Below are 17,068 nucleotides of genomic sequence, written 5' to 3' on the forward strand. Positions count from 1 at the left end.
GAGGACGGTCAGGACCCTGCGTCCGCCTCGGCCACCTCGACCGTCCACGGGTCGGAGAGGACGACGTGGGTGGCGCCCTCCTCATCCACCGTGACCGCGAAGGCGTGCGCGTCGTACGGGCCGGCCTGCAGGGCGGAGCGGGTGCAGGTCATGCGCGTGGTCCAGGCCGTCTCGGACGTGGTCACGCCCTCCTCGCCGATCCATTGCAGGCCGATGTCGCCGGCGTTGCGTGCGCCGGCGACGACCGTGCCGGACTCGGGGGCGGTGAGCACCACTCCCTGGAGCAGGGCGCGGGTGCCGAGGTCCTCGGACCTGACCGTGACCTCGGCGTCGACCCCCGCGCCGAGCTGATCCTCGGGGACGGCAGCAGGGACGCTGGTCTCCTGGTCGCTCACGGTGACGCTGAGCCCGTCCCCGTCGCCGACGGGCTCCAGCGGGGAACGGCAGCCCAGAGAGGAGAGATCGGCGGGGATCTCGCCCTCGGGAGCGGTGGCCGCCCCGGGGACCGGCTGCGGCGAGCCGTCGACGACGTCGAACAGGACGTCATCGGACGTGCTCCAGCCGGCGTCGTCCTCGCCGCGGTCGGGCCCGTCGATCCCGCCGCCCGAGAGGGCGAGCAGATACTGCCCGTCCGGCAGCGGGGCGTCGTCGCAGGTGCCCAGTGTCAGCCGGGCCGTCACGGCCGACGGTGCCGCGCCCTCGCCCGGGATCTCGACGCGCTCGCGCGCCACGATCGGCGGAGTCGGGGCTCCGTCGGTCCCCATCTCGTCGTACCCCTCGGCCGGCGCACCCCGGTTCGCCGGGTCGGCGGGGACGACGACGGCCTCGGGGACGAACCCGCCATAGCTGTAGCCGTCCTGGAGCTGGAACGGGCCGCTGACCACGATGTCGTTGCCGTCGGTCCGGACCGACTCCGCGGAGAGCACTCCGGGGCCGGCGGCGTGCTCGGGTGCGTCGGACTCCCCGCCCGGGTCGCACAGCCAGGAAGGGTCCACCGCGGTGGTCTCGGCCTCGGCCACCGCGGTGGGATCTATCGGCTCCGCGGAGGGGGCGGGCTCGGCGGCCCGGTCTCCCGGCAGGGCGTCGCAGGCACCGAGCGCGAGCACCACAGCGGCGGCCGCCATCAGTCGCGCCGCTCGGGTCCCGACCCGGTGCGCACTATGCCCGGTCCTCTCGTGCCGGATCCCCACGTTCTCGTCCATCTCGCCCCTTCTCCGTCCTCCGGCTCGCTCCCCGGATTCCCCGCGCCTGCCCGCGTGCCGCTCACAGCACCAGCAGCGTCACCGCCATGATCGCCATACCCGCGATCAGCGAGTAGATCACCGTGTGGTGCTCGCCGGTCTCCTCGGCCGCGGGGAGCAGTTCATCCAGCGAGACGAAGACCATCACCCCGGCCACGCCGGCGAGTATCGCTCCCATCGCGCCGCCGGTCAGCAGCGGGGCCAGCAGCAGGAACCCGATGACCGCGCCCGCGGGTTCCGCCAGGCCCGTCATCGTCGCCAACCAGAACGCCGTCCTCCGGGACCCGGTCGCACGGCGCACGGGCACCGCGACCGCGAGACCCTCGGGAATATTGTGCAGCGCGATCGCGGCGACCACGGGGATGGCGACCTCCGGGGCCTGCAGGGCGGCGACGAAGGTCGCGAAGCCCTCGGGCACGTTGTGCAGGGCCAGCGCGGCGGCGGTCACCACGCCGGTGCGCATCAGCCGTGCCTTCAGCGCCCGGTCAGCGACCTGCTCCTCGGGCTCGCGCACCTCGGCCCGCCCGGCGGTGCCGGCCATGCGGCCGGAGAACTCGTGCGGATTGACGGGCTGCGGCACCAGCCGGTCCAGCACGGCGATCAGGCCGATGCCGACGAAGAAGGAGAGCACGGCCACGCTGGTGCCGCGCCCCGTGACCTCTCCGCCGGCCGGCTCGCCGGAGAGGATCCGGGCTCCCTCGGGCATGAGCTCGACGAAGGAGACGTAGAGCATCACGCCCGCGGACAGCCCCAGCCCGCCGGCCAGCATCTTCGGGCTCGTCCCGCGCCCCATCACCCCGAGCGCCGCCCCGATGCTGGTGGCCGCGCCCGCGACGAGGGTGAGCAGGAGGGCGACGAGCACGACTCGACCTTAACCGCCCGCGGCGCCCGTGCCGTGGCGCCGAGCCGTCAGCGCGGTGGGACCGGCGCGCCGTCGTCCCGCCGCTCTTCGTAGACTGCTCCCATGCCTGATCCCGCCCCCTTCCTCGCCGTGACCGATCTCCGCGGGCGCACGCTCACCGCCTCGGAGCTGACGGCGGCCCTGCCGCGCGCCGAGCTGGACGTCGAGTCCGCGGCCCGGGCCGTCCGCCCCGTGGTCGAGGACGTCGCCGCGCGGGGCGCCGATGCCGTCCTGGACGCATCCGAGCGGTTCGACGGGGTGCGTCCCGAGCATCTCCGCGTGCCGCAGGCCGAGCTGGACAGAGCTCTCGATGAGCTCGATCCGCAGATCCGGGACGCGCTGGAGCAGTCCGCGGCCCGGGTGCGGGCCGTCGACGGTGCGCAGCAGCGCCCCGAGGAGACCGTGCAGGTCGTGCCCGGGGGCACCGTCTCCCAGCGGTGGGTGCCGGTGCGGCGCGTGGGCCTGTACGTGCCCGGTGGTCGTGCCGTGCTGCCCAGCTCCGTGGTGATGAACGTCGTTCCCGCCCAGGTCGCGGGTGTCGGCGAGATCGTGCTGGCCTCGCCGCCGCAGAAGGAGTTCGGGGGCCTGCCGCACCCGACGATCCTCGCGGCCTGCGCTCTGCTCGGCGTCACCGAGGTGATCGCCGCCGGCGGCGCCCAGGCGGTCGCACTGCTGGCCCACGGCGCCGAGGACGTCGACGGCGACGGCCCGCTCGAGCCGGTCGACCTGGTCACCGGCCCCGGCAACGTGTACGTCGTCGCCGCCAAGCGCCTGGTGCGGGGCACGGTGGGGATCGACGCCGAGGCCGGTCCCACCGAGATCGCGATCCTCGCGGACCGAGCCGCCGAGCCCGCCTACCTCGCCGCCGATCTCATCTCCCAGGCGGAGCACGATCCGGCGGCCGCGAGCATCCTGGTCACCGACGCGCCCGAGCTCGTGGGCGAGGTCGAGGCGGAGCTCGCCCGGCAGGTGCCGCTCGCGCTCCACCGCGAGCGCATCGAGCAGGCACTGCGAGGGCCCCAGAGCGGGGCCGTCCTGGTCGAGGACATCGGTCGCGGGCTCGAGGTCGTCGACGCCTATGGCGCGGAGCACCTGGAGATCCACACCGCCGACGCCGCAGAGGTCGCCGCGCGCGTCACCAACGCCGGCGCGGTCTTCGTCGGCCCGCACAGCCCGGTCAGCCTCGGCGACTACGCCGCGGGCTCGAACCATGTCCTGCCCACCGGCGGCAGCTCTCGCTACAGCGGCGGCCTCGGCGTGCAGACGTTCCTGCGCGGGATCCACGTCGTGGACTACGACCGCGATGCCCTCGCCACGGCCCGCCCGGCGGCGACCACGCTCGCCGCCGCCGAAGGGCTGCCCGCGCACGGCACGGCGATCGACATCCGCTTCGAGCGCTGAACCGGGCGGCGGCCCCGCCCGGCAGGTGATCGCCATGCGGTGGACGTCAGCGCCGAGTCATCCCCTCCTGAGGGCGTGAGAGCGCGCCTGCGTCCCGATTCCTGCGCTGCCGCGGTCCCGGACGGGCTCAGGGCGAAGAGCGCCGGCTTCCGTCGTCCTCGGTGTCGACGGCGGCGGGGGAGGCCTCCTCGGAGTCGGCGTTCGCCGACGCCGCGGCGCTCGCGGCGCCGGCCGCGACGACCTCGACCCGTTCGCCGCGGGTGAGGTAGAGAGCCACGGCTCGCCAGCCGAGCATGCCGATCGCGGTGACCACGCCGGTGACGATGACGAAGGATGTCTCCGTGCCACCGCCGAAGAGGGTGCGGATCGCCATGGCCGTCGCGAGCATGATCGCCCACACGAACAGCCCGTGCGGCCACAGCCGGAACGGTGCACGCCAGGCACGGATCGCCAGGTGGCCCAGCAGCACGCCGACGGCGAACGGCCACCCCACCAGGAAGAGGTTCTGCGAGGTCAGCGGCGTGCCGTGCTGCACGAAACCGATCGCGACGAAGAGGATCACGACCAGCAGGTCACCGACCAGAGCACCCAGGGAGCGGAACATGCCCCCAGGGTAAGGGCGGCTCCCGCAGGGTCCTGACCGAGGAGAGGGCACGCGTGAGGCGGGCCACGACGGCCCTCGCAGCCCGGACGGCAGGCTCGCCCCCGCCGCCGGCGTTCTACCATGGAGACCATGCCTGCGAACTCCGCTCCGACCACCGCCACCGCCGCGCTGCCCGTGCCGCGCGACGGGATCGTGGGCGCCGCACCCTACGGCGCCCCGCAGCTCCCGGTCGAGCACGCGCTCAACGTCAACGAGAACCCGTACGGGCCCTCGCCGGAGCTGGCCGAGCACATCGGCCGTGCCGCTGCAGAGGCCGCGCGGGGCCTGAACAGGTACCCGGACCGCGAGGCGCTCGCCCTGCGCGGCGAGCTCGGCGAGTACCTCGCCGCCGAATCCGGCATCCCGGCACCGGCTCCCGAGGCGGTGTGGGCCGCCAACGGGTCCAACGAGGTCATGCACCAGCTGCTGCTGGCCTACGGCGGCCCCGGCCGCACCGCGCTCGGGTTCACCCCGCACTACTCGATGTACCCGGAGTACGCGCGCGACACCTACACCGGGTGGGTCACCGTCGAGCGCGGGCCGGCTCCGGAGTTCGCCCTGACCCCGCAGGCCGTGCAAGAGGCCATCGCCGTGCACCAGCCCAGCATCGTGGTGCTGACCAGCCCGAACAACCCCACCGGCACCGCGCTGACGCTCGACGTCGTCGAGGCGGCGGCCGCGGCGCTCGCCCCCGCGCGAGGTCTGCTCGTGGTCGACGAGGCCTACGGCGAGTTCCGCCGCGACGGGGTGGCCAGTGCCCTCACCGTGCTCGAGGACCACCCGAACCTGGTCGTCACCCGCACCATGTCCAAAGCGTTCGCCCTGGCCGGAGCACGCCTGGGATACTTCGTCGCCGACCCGGCAATCGTGGACGCCGTGCGGGTGGTGCGCCTGCCCTACCACCTCTCCGCCGTCACGCAGGCAGTGGCCCGCGCCGCCCTCGCCCACCGTGAGGAGCTGCTGGGCAAGGTCGCGCTGCTGCGCACCGAGCGCGACGCCTTGGCCGAGCACCTGATCGCCCGGGGCCACAGCGTGGCTCCGTCGGACGCGAACTTCCTCCTCATGCGCACCTTCGCCGACCGCGACGACGTGTTCGAGGCGCTGCTGCGGCGCGGCGTGCTCGTGCGCGCCGTCGGCCCCGCCGGCTGGCTGCGCGTCTCGGTCGGCACGCCCGAGAACAACGCCGCATTCCGCACCGCCCTCGAGGAGGCCGACCCCCGATGACCGACACCGCCGCTCCCCGCTCGCCCCGCACCGCGAGCATCTCGCGCACCACCCGCGAGTCCTCCGTCGAGGTCACGCTCGACGTCGACGGAACCGGTCAGGTCGACGTCTCGACCACCGTCCCCTTCTTCGACCACATGCTGACCGCACTGGGCACCCACGCCCGCTTCGACCTCACCGTCCAGGCGAGCGGGGATACCGACATCGACGCCCATCACACCGTCGAGGACACCGCGATCGTGCTCGGTCGCGCGCTGCGCGAAGCCCTCGGCGACAAGCAGGGCATCTCCCGTTTCGGAGACGCCCTGGTCCCGCTGGACGAGGCGCTCGCACAGGCCGTGGTCGACCTCTCCGGCCGCCCGTACTGCGTCCACAGCGGTGAGAGCGAGGCCCAGGCCCACCACCTGATCGGCGGGCACTTCACCGGCTCGCTGACCCGGCACGTCTTCGAGTCCATCGCCCATCACGCCGCGATCTGCCTGCACATCCGTGTGCTCGACGGCCGCGACCCCCACCACATCGTCGAGGCTCAGTTCAAGGCGCTCGCCCGCGCGCTGCGCACCGCCTGCGCCCGCGACGAGCGCGTCCTCGACGTGCCCTCCACGAAGGGAGCCCTGTGAGCACTCCTGACCGCCCCGACCCCACCGAGGACCCGGGCGGCTCCGGCGACATCGACGCCGAGTTCGCCCGCCTGACCGAAGGCCTCTCCCTCGACGAGGAGGCGCCCCTGACCGTCGACGACGTGCTGTCCGACGGTGAGGACGACCAGGAGCCGACCCTCGCCGTCGTCGCCACGTCCGTGGCGTCGGCGAAGGCCCTGGCCGGTGCGATCCGCCTGGGCCGAGAGGCACGCACCGACGGGATCGACATCCCCGCCGCCACCCGCACCCTGGACACCCGCACGGGGGCCATCGCCGTGGGCGCCCTGCCCGAGAACACCGCCCACGATCTCGCGGCGATCGCCTCGACGGCACTGCAGCGCAACGGCATCGTGCTGTTCTGGCGCCGCGGCGACCGCATGACCGCCACTCGCTACCGCAACGGCGAGCGCGGCGAGGACGTCTCCCCGGCGATCGTGCTCGGCGCGGTCGACGACATCGTCGAGCAGCTCCTGCTGGGCGCGACGGGCCTGGACGAGCTGGACGAGGGGATCGACCCCGCGACGATCACCCGCACCGAGGCCCTGAAGTGGATCGCCTCCGGGAAGAAGCGCTCATGAGCGCGACCGGAGCCGAGTCCGCGGGGAGCGGTGCGGCGCAGCAGGACGCACCCCACGTGGTCGTCCTCGATCACGGCTCGGGCAACGTGCGCTCCGTGGTGCGCGCCCTCGAGGCGGCCGGTGCCCAGGTCGAGCTGACCGCCGAGCGGGACCGGGCCCTCGCGGCCGACGGACTCGTCGTCCCCGGCGTCGGCGCCTTCGAGGCGACCGTCGAGCAGATCCTCGGCGTCGGCGGCGACCGCATCATCGAGCAGCGTCTGGCCGGGGGCCGCCCCGTGCTCGGCATCTGCGTCGGTCTCCAGGTCATGTTCGACGCCGGCACCGAGCACGGCCGGCGCAGCACCGGCCTGGGCCAGTGGCCCGGCGAGGTGACCCGTCTGGAGGCGCCGGTGGTGCCCCACATGGGCTGGAACACCGTTAAGGCGGCAGAGGGGACGCAGCTGTTCGACGGCATCGGCGACGAGCGCTTCTACTTCGTCCACTCCTACGCGGCCCGGAGCTGGGTGATGGAGCAGATCGGCTCCCTCCCCGCACCGAAGGTGACCTGGGCCGAGCACCATGGCGACCGGTTCATCGCCGCGGTCGAGAACGGCGCCCTGGCGGCCACCCAGTTCCACCCCGAGAAGTCCGGCGAGGCAGGGGCCAGGATGCTGGCGAACTGGCTGCGGACCCTGCCGCGCCGGGCGGCGGCGGGCAGCGGCGATGAGCACGCGCGATGATCGGCGCGTTCCTCATGCTGTTCGCCGGCGGCATGCTGCTCGGCGGCGCCTGGTCCTTCTTCCGGGCCAGGAAACCGTGGTGGGCGACCGTGGGATTCGCTCTGGCCGGTCTGGTCTGCTTCGCGGTCTCGATCTGGAGGATCCAGACCGGCTGAGCCGGCTCCATCCCCTCTCCCACAGCTCGACCCCCACCCCGCGGCACCGACCCCGGGACCACCCCGCCCCTCAGGAGGCCACTATGACCGCTCCCGTGCTCGAGCTGCTCCCTGCCGTCGACGTGCAGGGCGGCCAGGCCGTCCGCCTCGTCCAGGGTGAGGCAGGCACCGAGACCGCCTACGGCGCACCCCAGGACGCCGCGCTCTCGTTCCAGGCAGGTGGGGCGAGCTGGCTGCACCTCGTCGACCTCGATGCCGCCTTCGGACGCGGCAGCAACGCGTCCCTGCTGGCCGAGGTCGTGGCCGCCGTCGATCTGAACGTCGAACTCTCCGGCGGGATCCGCGACGACGAGACCCTGGCCGCTGCGCTCGCCACCGGCTGCCGGCGGGTCAACCTCGGCACCGCCGCCCTGGAGAACCCGGAATGGACCGCCGAGGTGCTCGCCGAGCACGGGGACCGCATCGCCGTCGGCCTCGACGTGCGCGGCACCACGCTGGCGGCGCGGGGCTGGACGCGCGAGGGCGGCGACCTCTGGGAGACGCTCGAGCATCTCGACGAGGCCGGCTGCCAGCGCTATGTGGTCACCGACGTCGCCAAGGACGGCACCCTGCGCGGCCCCAACGTCGACCTGCTGCGCCAGGTGTGCTCGCGCACCGACGCGGCCGTGGTCGCCTCCGGTGGGGTCTCCTCCCTGGAGGACCTGCGGGTGCTGCGCGAGCTGGTTCCCGAGGGCATCGAGGGCGCCATCGTCGGCAAGGCCCTGTACGCCGGGGCATTCACCATGGGCGAGGCACTGGACGTCGCGGGGCGTGCATGAGCAGTGCCGCCTCCGGGACCGGTGAGCAGGACTCGAGCGGGGACCGGGCACGGCGCGTGCTGCCGTCCCATTTCCGCGAGAAGTCCGCACTGACCGACACCGCCGGGGTGCCGTGGGCCGGGCGCGACCATACGGCCAGCCCCTTCCCGGGCGATGACGGCACGACTCCGCCGGAGCTCGCCCGGGCGCTGGCCGCCCATCGCGCGGGATCGGACCCGCATCGTCAGGCCCTGGTCGCCGCTCTCGCCGCCGCCCGCGTGCTGGTGCCGATCATGGCGGTCGCCGCCGGCACGGAGACCACCGCGCACGGCGTCCACGGCGACAACGGGGCGGATATGGCGATGGTCTCCCTCACCGCCCCCGACGGTGCCCGCGTGCTGCCGGTGTTCACCTCGGTCGCGGCGCTGTCCGCCTGGCGCACCGATGCCCGCCCGGTGCCCGTGATCGCTCCTCAGGCCGCCCAGGCGGCAGTGCAGGAGGGCTGCACCTCCCTGCTGCTGGATGCTGCGGCCCCGGCCGACGAGGGCGGCCCGATCCTGCTGCCGCGCTCGGTGCTGTGGGCCCTGGCCCAGGGCCGCACCTGGATCCCCCCGCACGCCGACCCGGAGGTCACCGCGGCCCTGACGCGCATCGCCGGAGCGACCGAGCACGTCAGGGCGCTGGACGCCCACGCGGGGGAGCGCAGCGAGGTCGACCTCCGGCTGCGGCTGCGACCCGGCCTGACCGAGACCCAGGTGCGCGCGGTCGTCGACGAGGTCTCCGCTCGCCTGGGCGCCGAGGAGCTCGTCGCCGAGCGCATCAGCTCATTGCGGCTCGTCCTCGGCTCCTGAGCTGCCGAGCTCCGCCTTCCCCGGTCCCTCCGGGCCCGGCCCGCCCGGTCCGGGCCGCGAGGTCAGGAGACGCGGCCCGTGTACTTCTCCCCGGGAGCTTCACCGGGAGCGTCGGGGAACGGCAGCGCCTCGGCGAAGGCCAGCTGCAGCGACCGCAGCCCGTCGCGCAGCGACCGGGCGTGCTCGTTGCCGATCTCGGGCGCTGCCGCGGTGACCAGACCGGCCAGCGCGGTGATCAGCTTCCGGGCCTCGGAGAGGTCCTGGTACTGCCCGGTCTCCTCGTCCTCGGCGAGTCCGACCTTCACCGCGGCGGCGCTCATCAGATGCACGCAGGCGGAGGTGATGATCTCCACCGCCGCCACCTCGGAGATGTCGCGCAGCGCCTCCGCGGAGAGGTCCTCGTCCAGTGGCGCGGGCGCGAGGGCGGCGTTGTGGTTCTGGGTCTCGTTCTGGTTCTCGTTCACGATGTCCTTCGGGGGTCGGGAGATGCGATGCCCTCATCCTCCCAGGGGGAGGGTCCCGGTTCCGGCATCGGTGTTCATGGACAGGTCGAATTGCACACCGGCCGGTTCGGCACCGACGGGCACGTCGTAGACGGCGTGCATCGTGGCCCTCTGCTCGGGACCGACGAGCCCGAGAGCATCCGTATCGGCCACGTACTCCCGGGAGGCCTCCTCGTCCACGGGGACGACCGTCCCGTCGGCGGTCTGCAGGGCGGCATTGTCGACGAGGTACAGGGCCTGGGTCGACGCATTCACGATCTCGAACGTGACGATGACGAACTCGCCATCGGGTTCCACGGTCTCGGCCCTGTCCCCGACCTGGCGCACTCCGACCTCGGTCCCCAGCTCCCGCACGGTGACGTCGCCGATCGCGACCTCACCGGTCGCCGATGCCCCGCCGGGCGCCGGGTCGGCCGGATCGGCATCCGAGGCCGCGGGGGCCACCGGCGTCTCGGGAGCCAGCGCGCGGTAGGCGAGGATGCTGCCGCCTACGGCCACCACCAGGACGAGCACTGCCACGACGGCGAGCGAGGCGATCAGCGGGCCGCGCCGCGGGCCACCGGGCGCCGCGTCGCCCGGAGCCGGCGACGGCGCCGGACGGCGATTGGGCCGGGCGGGACGCGGGGGAGGGGTCGGGAAACCCTCCGGGACCGGGCGCAGCACGGCCCGGGGAGCAGTTCCCTCGCGCAGGGCCGTCACCGGCTGCATCCCGGTGGCAGGCTGCACGCCGGTGTCCTCGCCGGCGGACCCGGCCTCGGGGGCACCGGACTCCTCGGGGGCGCCGGACTCCTCGGCGGCGCCGGACTCGTCGGACCCGGTAGTGACCGGGCCCGCCTCCGTCTCGGAGGATGACGACGGATCCGACGGATCCGACGGAGCAGAGTCGGCCGGTGCGCCGTATCCGTACTCCTGCGCCGCGGAGCCGGGACCCTGCTGCGGGGGCGACCCACCGACCTCGGTGGGCTCCTCGGGGGTCTCGCGGTCGATCTCCACCACAACTCCTCGCTGGTCGCAGGTCGCGGACGCGACGGACATCACCTGGACTGCCCGGATGGCCCTGCTAGAATAGACGACTGGAACAGGTCGAAAACCCTCGTCAGTCGTTCCTCAAGTGGAGTCCCTTCCCACCTCGTGGCACTCAGCCCCGGGCCTGCCGGTCCTGGGCGAACAGTCACCAGGTCAGTATCGCAGTCGGGCAGCAATGTCCGATCGGCGCCGCGGCGCCGCGCACCTTGGGGCCTCCGCATGAAGCGGGGGCCTTTCGTCGTGTTCGAGTCGAACCAAGGTGAGGAGCCAACATCAGCGAACAGCGCATCAATGGTCAGATCAGGGTCCCCAAGGTCCTCCTGGTCGGGCCCGCCGGCGAGCAGGTCGGTGAGGTCCGCGTCGAGGACGCCCTGCGTCTCGCCGCAGAAGCCGATCTCGACCTCGTCGAGGTCGCCCCCGGCGCGAACCCGCCGGTCGCCCGTCTCATGGACTACGGCAAGTACAAGTACGAAGCCAACCTGAAGGCGCGCGAGTCGCGGAAGAATCAGGCCAATACGGTCCAGAAGGAAATCCGTATGGGTCTGAAGATCGACACCCATGACTACGAGACCAAGCGCCGCAACGTTGAGAAGTTCCTGGCCGGCGGTGACAAGGTCAAGGTCATCATCCGTTTCCGTGGTCGTGAGCAGTCCCGCCCCGAGATGGGTGTGCGACTGCTCAGCCGGATGGCCGAGGACGTCTCCGAGTACGGTTTCGTCGAGTCGCACCCGCGGCAGGACGGCCGCAACATGGTGATGGTCTTCGGGCCTCACAAGAAGAAGGCCCAGGCCATGGCCGAGGCCCGCAAGCGCAAGACCGATGCCGAGAAGGCCGCTGCCCGCGGTGGGGACGACTCGTCCTCGGCCGGGGCGGACGCCGAGTCCGGCTCCGAGTCCTGAGAACGTACGAAGGAGAACAGGCACCATGCCCAAGAACAAGACCCATTCGGGGACCAAGAAGCGCGTCCGTACGACCGGCTCCGGCAAGCTCATGCGCGAGAAGGCCAACGCCCGCCACCTGCTGGAGCACAAGTCCTCCACGCGCAAGCGCCGCCTGGGCACCGACACCAACGTCGCCAAGTCCGACGTCAAGCGCATCAAGAAGCTGCTGGGCCGCTGATCGCCCGCGCGGGAGCCCGCCTCCCGCCCCCTGAACATCACGATCGAAGGAGTATCACGTGGCACGCGTGAAGCGGGCGGTCAACGCCCAGAAGAAGCGTCGGGAGATCCTCGAGCAGGCCAGCGGCTACCGCGGTCAGCGCTCCCGTCTGTACCGCAAGGCCAAGGAGCAGGTGCTCCACTCGGCCACCTACAACTACCGCGACCGCAAGGCGCGCAAGGGCGACTTCCGTCGCCTGTGGATCCAGCGCATCAACGCTGCGGCCCGCGCCAACGGCCTGACCTACAACCGCTTCGTCCAGGGCCTCGGCCTCGCGGGCGTCGAGGTCGACCGCCGCATGCTCGCCGAGCTCGCGGTCAACGATGCCCCGGCATTCGCCGCCCTGGTCGAGGTCGCCAAGAACGCCCTGCCCAAGGACGTCAACGCGCCGGCAGCCTGACATCGCTCCCTCTGCGATGACCGAGCGCTCGGATCAGTCCCCGATCACCTCGCCCCGCTCCGAGCGAGTGCGGAAGGTGGCGGCACTGACCGGGCGCTCTGCACGTCGCAAGCAGGGCCGCTTTCGCATCGAAGGACCGCAGGCGATCCGCTCCCTGCTCGTCCACCGCCCGGACCTCGCTCTCGAGCTCTTCGTGACCCCGCGGGCACTGACCGCTCATCCGGAGCTCGCCGACCTCGCGCAGGACGCCGGTGTGGCGGCGCGCGAGGTCCCGGGCGAGGTCATCCGTGCCATGGTCCGCGACCCCGGCCCCGGCCACGACGGCGAGCTCGACACGGAGGCGGCCACCGGCTCCCGCGCCGGGGCGCTGATGAGTCCTCAGGGCGTCGTCGCGATCGGTCGGCTGCCCGCCGAGGAGTCGTCGGCCGCGCCTGCCGCGATCCAGGCCCTTCCTGGCACCGCGCCGGTCACCGTCGTCGTGCTCCATGAGGTGCGCGACCCCGGCAACGTCGGCACCCTGATCCGCACAGCCGACGCCGCCGGCGCCGACCTCGTGGTCCTGACCCGCACCAGCGCCGACCCCTTCTCCCCGAAGGCGGTGCGAGCCGCCGCAGGCAGCCTCTTCCACCTCCCCGTGGTCGCCGGAGCGGACATCGACGAGACGCTCGGGAGCCTGGCCCCCGCTGGCATCACGGCGGCGGCCACCAGCGGCCGCGCCGAACAGGACCTGTTCGCTGCGGACCTGCCCGCGCGCGTGGCCTGGATACTGGGCAACGAGGCCCACGGACTGGACGAGAGCACGCTCGCCGCCGCACCGTTGGCCGTGCGCATCCCGCTCGCCGGCCACGCCGAATCCCTGAACGTCCACACCGCGGCGACCGTCTGCCTGTTCGAGACCCTCCGCCGCAGGCAGGCAGGGGTATGACGCGCCGATCCGTGAAGCTCGGTGCCCTCGCCGTCCCGGCCCTGCTGGCCCTGACCATCGCCTCCGCACTGGCCGGCCTGTTCGCCACCGGCGCCGCCGCACCGGCCACCCTGGTCCCGGCCTCACCGCTGGTCACCTGGGGGATCCCGGTGGTGCGGGCCCTTCACCACCTCGGGCTGCTGCTCGCCGTCGGCGCCGGGGGAACCGCCGTGCTCCTGCTCCCGGGGCCGTCCCGGCGGGAGGTCACCACGCTCGACCCGGTCCGGCGCCGCACAGTCCGGATCGGCGCCGCCGGAGCCGCGCTGTGGGCCGTGGCCTCCGCAGCTCTGGTCCCGCTCGGGGGGCTCGAGGCCGCCGGGGCCGATTCGGGGCTCGACGTCTGGGATATCGCACTGGCCAGCGATCTCGGCAGGCTGCAGCTGACCGTCGCCGTCGCCGCTGCGCTGTCCGCGCTCGCCTATGCGCGGGCGCGCTCCACGGTCCTGGCGTGCTGGGCGCTGGCCTTCTTCGGGATCGGAGTCGGCGCGCTGGGTCTCGCCGGCCACGCCGGAGCCAGCCTGGACCACGTCAACGCCGTCAACGCCATGGCCCTGCACCTGATCTCGGTCTCGGTGTGGGCCGGAGGTCTGCTGGTGATCGGCCTGATCGCCCCCTGGCTCGAGGACGACCGGCTGGCCACGACGGTGCGGCGGTTCTCGCCCTGGGCGCTGACCGCGATCATCGCTCTGGCGATCAGCGGCCTGGTCAGCGCCACGATCCGCATGTCCGGCTGGGGGCAGCTGGTGACCACCGGGTACGGCCGCATCGTGCTGCTGAAGGCCACCGGTCTCGTGGTCCTCGCCGGCATCGGCGCGCTGCAGCGTCGCCGGCTGGGGGAGCGGCTGCGCTTCCGGCACCTGGTCGTCACCGAGGGTGTGGTGATGGCCGGCGTGATCGGGGCCTCGATCGCTCTGGGACGCTCCGCGCCACCGGTGCCGCAGGAGATTCCGGCAGTGGGTGACCTGCGGGTCCTCTCGCTCGTGGGGTACCTGCCGCCCGAGCAGGAGTTCAGCCCCACCTCGATGTTCACACTGTTCGAGCCGGACTGGATCGCGCTGCTCCTGGCCGTGGTCATGGCCGGGGTCTACGTGGCCGGCGTGGCCCGGCTGCGGCGTCGGGGCGACGCCTGGCCGTGGCACCGCACCGTCGTGTTCGTGCTGGGCTGCCTGGCCTTCGCCTGGGTCATGAACGGCGGCGCCTCCGCGTGGGGGAAGATGCGCTTCGACGCCCACATGGTCCAGCACATGGCGATGATGATGATCGTGCCACCGCTGTGGGTCCTCGGAGCCCCGGTCACGCTGCTCTCACGCGCCGTCCCCCCGCGCACCGACGGGTCGCGCGGCATCCGCGAATGGGTCCTGGCCGCACTGCACTCCGGCTTCGCGCGGCTGGTCTCCTCGCCGCCTCTGGCCGGAGCCCTGTTCGCGGGGTCGCTGGTGGTCTTCTACTTCACGCCGCTGTTCGAGCTGGCGATGTACACCCACCTCGGCCACGTGCTGATGACCGTGCACTTCCTGGCCTCGGGCTACCTGTTCGCGTGGGTCCTGATCGGCATCGACCCGGCGCCGAGGCCGATCAACCCCATCCTGAAGCTGATCACCCTGCTGGTCACCTTGGCCTTCCACGCCTTCTTCGGCGTCGCCCTGGTCTCGGCGACCTGGCTCATCGCGGAGCACTGGTACACCGACCTCGGCATGTACTCCCTCCAGCGCCTGGAGCTGATCCAGGTCCGCGGAGGCACCATCATGTGGGCCATCTCGGAACTGCCCACCGTGGGCTACGCGATCCTCGTCGCCGTGCTGTGGATGAAGTCCGAGGACCGGCGGGCACGGCAGTTCGACCGCAAGGCCGACCGCGACGGCGGCGCGGAGCTGGCCGCCTACAACGCCTACCTCGCCAGGCTGCGGGGAGAGCCGACGGGGCCGGCGGAGGCTGCGGCATCCAGTCAGGAGCCCGCGAGGCACGAGGCCCCGGCCGCCCGCGACGACGCCGCCCGCGACGACGACGCCCGCGACGACGACGCCGTCGCCGACGACGCCGTCGCCGAGGACGATGTCCCGGGCGGCCCGGCGCAGCGGTAGCCCGACCGCCGGCCCCGGCTCACAGCCACTCGCCGCGGGCAGCCTCCTTCTCGGCACCGATGGTCGTGTCCGGGCCGTGCCCGGTGTGGACCACCGTCTCGTCGGGCAGAGCGAACAGACGCTCCCGGATCGACTCCTCGATCGTCTCCCGCGAGGAGAAGGAACGACCCGTCGCCCCGGGGCCGCCCTGGAACAGGGTGTCACCGCTGAAGAGAGCTCCCAGCGCCTCGGCGTAGTAGCAGGTCGCCCCGGGGGAGTGGCCAGGGGTGTGCAGAGCTTCGAGATCCACGCCGGCGATGGTGAACATGTCCCCGTCGCTGACGTCGTCGTCCCAGGGCAGGTCGCCGTGGGTCAGCTGCCACACCTCCCGATCGGCGGGATTCAGCAGGACCGGCGCCTCGAGCTCCTCGGACAGCTCCGGCGCCATCCGCGCGTGGTCGTCGTGGGAGTGCGTGAGGAGGATGCCGACGCATTCGCGATCCCCGACGAGCTCGAGGACCGTCTTGACGTCGTGCGGGGCGTCGACGACGACGCACTGCTGGTCGTCGCCGAGGACCCACACGTTGTTCTCGACGTCGAAGGTCTCCCCGTCCAGGCTGAACGTGCCGGAGGTGACGGCGTGAGCAAGTCGCGCGTTCATCGGCCGATCACCGCCACGGTGCGCAGGGTGTTTCCCTCGTGCAGGGCGTCCAGTGCCTCGTCGACGCCGGCCAGATCGGTGCGGCCGGTCACGAAGCGGTCCAGCGGCAGCCGCCCCTGCAGGAACAGGTCCGTGAGGTAGGGGAAGTCCCGCTCGGGCAGGCAGTCGCCGTACCAGGACGACTTCAGCGAGCCGCCGCGGCCGAACACGTCCAGCAGCGGCAGGGTGAGCGTCGCGTCCGGATGCGGAACGCCGACGAGGACGACGCGGCCGGCCAGGTCCCGCGAGTAGAAGGCCGTCTCGTACGTCTGCGGGATGCCGACCGCGTCGATGACGACGTCGGCCCCGAAGCTGTCGGTGAGCTCCTGGACCTTCTCGGCCACCTGCTGCGGCGAGAGGCCCCCGGTGTTCACCGTGTGGGTCGCCCCGAGCTCCTCGGCCGCGGGGAGCTTCTTCTCGTCCACGTCCAGGCCGATGATGGTCGTGGCCCCGGCGAGCTTCGCCCCGGCGATCGCGGCGCATCCCACGCCGCCCAGCCCGATCACGGCCACGGATTCGCCGCGCTGGATGGCACCGGTGTTCACGGCAGCGCCGATCCCGGCCATCACGCCGCAGCCGAGCAGGCCTGCGACCTCGGCCGGGGCCTCCTCGGAGACCTTCGTGCACTGGCCCTCGTGCACCAGCGTCTGCTCGGCGAACGCGCCGATGCCGAGCGCGGGCTCGAGCTCGGTGCCATCGGTCAGCGTCATGGACTGCGAAGCATTGTGGGTGTCGAAGCAGTACTGCAGGGCGCCCTTGGTGCAGGCGCGGCACTGCCCGCACACGGCGCGCCAGTTCAGGACGACGAAATCGCCGACGGCGACGTGGGTGACGGAATCGCCGATCTCCACGACCCTGCCGGCGGCCTCATGCCCCAGCAGGAAGGGGAACTGGTCGTTGATCCCGCCGTCGCGGTAGGCGAGATCGGTGTGGCAGACGCCGCAGGCCTCGATGTCGACGACGACGTCATGCGGTCCGGGGTCCGGGATGACGATGTCGACCAGCTCGGCCGGCTGTTTCTCGGTGCGGGCGATGACGCCCTTGACGGTCCGGGGCATGAGCTGCTCCTGACTTCCGGTGACGGGGATGTTCCTGCCCCCAGCCTA

20 protein-coding genes are annotated in these 17,068 nt (G+C 72.7%); 13 read left to right on the forward strand and 7 right to left on the reverse strand.

Translation table 11 applies throughout. The annotated features are described in order from the left end of the window. Positions 1-8: 8 nt before the first annotated feature. Positions 9-1,202, reverse strand: coding sequence for a hypothetical protein (locus AC5020_RS06860; RefSeq protein ID WP_464987701.1), 1,194 nt, complete (start codon positions 1,200-1,202; stop codon positions 9-11). Between the two features lie 61 nt (positions 1,203-1,263). After that, complete coding sequence (zupT, locus tag AC5020_RS06865) at positions 1,264-2,103, reverse strand: zinc transporter ZupT (protein ID WP_377019350.1); 840 nt, start codon at positions 2,101-2,103, stop codon at positions 1,264-1,266. 102 nt (positions 2,104-2,205) lie between these two features. Between zupT and hisD the strand changes: the two genes are divergently transcribed. Further along, entirely contained in the window at positions 2,206-3,543 is a 1,338-nt protein-coding gene (gene hisD, locus AC5020_RS06870; protein ID WP_464987702.1) for a histidinol dehydrogenase, read from the forward strand. Positions 3,544-3,670: 127 nt separating this feature from the next. Here hisD and AC5020_RS06875 read toward each other — a convergent pair whose 3' ends face one another. After that, entirely contained in the window at positions 3,671-4,147 is a 477-nt protein-coding gene (locus AC5020_RS06875; RefSeq protein WP_464987703.1) for a DUF3054 domain-containing protein, read from the reverse strand. Between the two features lie 129 nt (positions 4,148-4,276). On the opposite strand from AC5020_RS06875, the gene AC5020_RS06880 reads away from it, so the two are divergent. From AC5020_RS06880 to AC5020_RS06910, 7 genes are all read left to right on the forward strand, one after another. Next, the gene (locus AC5020_RS06880; RefSeq protein ID WP_494564406.1) at positions 4,277-5,410 is read left to right on the forward strand and encodes a histidinol-phosphate transaminase; all 1,134 of its coding nucleotides are present in this window, start codon (positions 4,277-4,279) and stop codon (positions 5,408-5,410) included. After that, positions 5,407-6,030, forward strand: a complete 624-nt coding sequence (gene hisB / locus AC5020_RS06885) for an imidazoleglycerol-phosphate dehydratase HisB (RefSeq protein ID WP_464987705.1) — start codon at positions 5,407-5,409, stop codon at positions 6,028-6,030. Before AC5020_RS06880 ends, hisB begins: the two co-directional genes overlap by 4 nt. Continuing rightward, on the forward strand, positions 6,027-6,629 hold the full coding sequence (locus tag AC5020_RS06890) for a hypothetical protein (protein WP_377019345.1): 603 nt from the start codon (positions 6,027-6,029) through the stop codon (positions 6,627-6,629). The genes hisB and AC5020_RS06890 overlap by 4 nt, the downstream gene beginning before the upstream one ends. Continuing rightward, a complete protein-coding gene (gene hisH / locus AC5020_RS06895; protein ID WP_464987706.1) occupies positions 6,626-7,348 on the forward strand; it encodes an imidazole glycerol phosphate synthase subunit HisH in 723 nt (240 codons plus the stop codon). Before AC5020_RS06890 ends, hisH begins: the two co-directional genes overlap by 4 nt. After that, on the forward strand, positions 7,345-7,503 hold the full coding sequence (locus AC5020_RS06900) for a CG2302 family histidine operon protein (protein WP_377019343.1): 159 nt from the start codon (positions 7,345-7,347) through the stop codon (positions 7,501-7,503). Before hisH ends, AC5020_RS06900 begins: the two co-directional genes overlap by 4 nt. A gap of 83 nt (positions 7,504-7,586) precedes the next feature. Continuing rightward, the gene (gene priA, locus AC5020_RS06905; RefSeq protein ID WP_464987707.1) at positions 7,587-8,321 is read left to right on the forward strand and encodes a bifunctional 1-(5-phosphoribosyl)-5-((5-phosphoribosylamino)methylideneamino)imidazole-4-carboxamide isomerase/phosphoribosylanthranilate isomerase PriA; all 735 of its coding nucleotides are present in this window, start codon (positions 7,587-7,589) and stop codon (positions 8,319-8,321) included. Continuing rightward, the gene (locus AC5020_RS06910) at positions 8,318-9,151 is read left to right on the forward strand and encodes an SseB family protein (protein WP_464987708.1); all 834 of its coding nucleotides are present in this window, start codon (positions 8,318-8,320) and stop codon (positions 9,149-9,151) included. The genes priA and AC5020_RS06910 overlap by 4 nt, the downstream gene beginning before the upstream one ends. 62 nt (positions 9,152-9,213) lie before the next feature. On the opposite strand, the gene AC5020_RS06915 is transcribed toward AC5020_RS06910, so the two are convergent. Together AC5020_RS06915 and AC5020_RS06920 are read right to left on the reverse strand one after the other, a co-directional pair. After that, on the reverse strand, positions 9,214-9,558 hold the full coding sequence (locus AC5020_RS06915) for a DUF1844 domain-containing protein (RefSeq protein WP_377019480.1): 345 nt from the start codon (positions 9,556-9,558) through the stop codon (positions 9,214-9,216). 90 nt (positions 9,559-9,648) lie between these two features. Then, on the reverse strand, positions 9,649-10,647 hold the full coding sequence (locus AC5020_RS06920) for a DUF4352 domain-containing protein (protein ID WP_464987710.1): 999 nt from the start codon (positions 10,645-10,647) through the stop codon (positions 9,649-9,651). Positions 10,648-11,000: 353 nt separating this feature from the next. On the opposite strand from AC5020_RS06920, the gene infC reads away from it, so the two are divergent. From infC to AC5020_RS06945, 5 genes are read left to right on the forward strand one after another with little or no spacing between them, the layout of a single operon-like run. Beyond that, on the forward strand, positions 11,001-11,579 hold the full coding sequence (infC, locus tag AC5020_RS06925) for a translation initiation factor IF-3 (protein WP_377793323.1): 579 nt from the start codon (positions 11,001-11,003) through the stop codon (positions 11,577-11,579). 25 nt (positions 11,580-11,604) lie between these two features. Beyond that, positions 11,605-11,799, forward strand: a complete 195-nt coding sequence (rpmI, locus tag AC5020_RS06930; protein WP_377019339.1) for a 50S ribosomal protein L35 — start codon at positions 11,605-11,607, stop codon at positions 11,797-11,799. Between the two features lie 58 nt (positions 11,800-11,857). Continuing rightward, positions 11,858-12,238, forward strand: a complete 381-nt coding sequence (gene rplT, locus AC5020_RS06935) for a 50S ribosomal protein L20 (protein WP_377019337.1) — start codon at positions 11,858-11,860, stop codon at positions 12,236-12,238. Positions 12,239-12,254: 16 nt separating this feature from the next. Continuing rightward, positions 12,255-13,163 (forward strand): TrmH family RNA methyltransferase, encoded by a 909-nt coding sequence (locus AC5020_RS06940; RefSeq protein ID WP_464987711.1) that lies wholly within the window; start codon positions 12,255-12,257, stop codon positions 13,161-13,163. After that, the gene (locus AC5020_RS06945; RefSeq protein ID WP_464987712.1) at positions 13,160-15,283 is read left to right on the forward strand and encodes a bifunctional copper resistance protein CopD/cytochrome c oxidase assembly protein; all 2,124 of its coding nucleotides are present in this window, start codon (positions 13,160-13,162) and stop codon (positions 15,281-15,283) included. Before AC5020_RS06940 ends, AC5020_RS06945 begins: the two co-directional genes overlap by 4 nt. Positions 15,284-15,302: 19 nt before the next feature. Here the strand turns inward: AC5020_RS06945 and AC5020_RS06950 are convergent, their stop codons facing one another. Further along, on the reverse strand, positions 15,303-15,923 hold the full coding sequence (locus AC5020_RS06950; RefSeq protein WP_377804562.1) for an MBL fold metallo-hydrolase: 621 nt from the start codon (positions 15,921-15,923) through the stop codon (positions 15,303-15,305). Beyond that, positions 15,920-17,020: an S-(hydroxymethyl)mycothiol dehydrogenase gene (locus tag AC5020_RS06955; RefSeq protein ID WP_464987713.1), complete on the reverse strand. Its 1,101-nt coding sequence runs from the start codon at positions 17,018-17,020 to the stop codon at positions 15,920-15,922. The genes AC5020_RS06950 and AC5020_RS06955 overlap by 4 nt, the downstream gene beginning before the upstream one ends. Between the last annotated feature and the right edge of the window lie 48 nt (positions 17,021-17,068).

The sequence above is a fragment of the Brachybacterium sp. SYSU DS0246 genome, assembly GCF_059391765.1.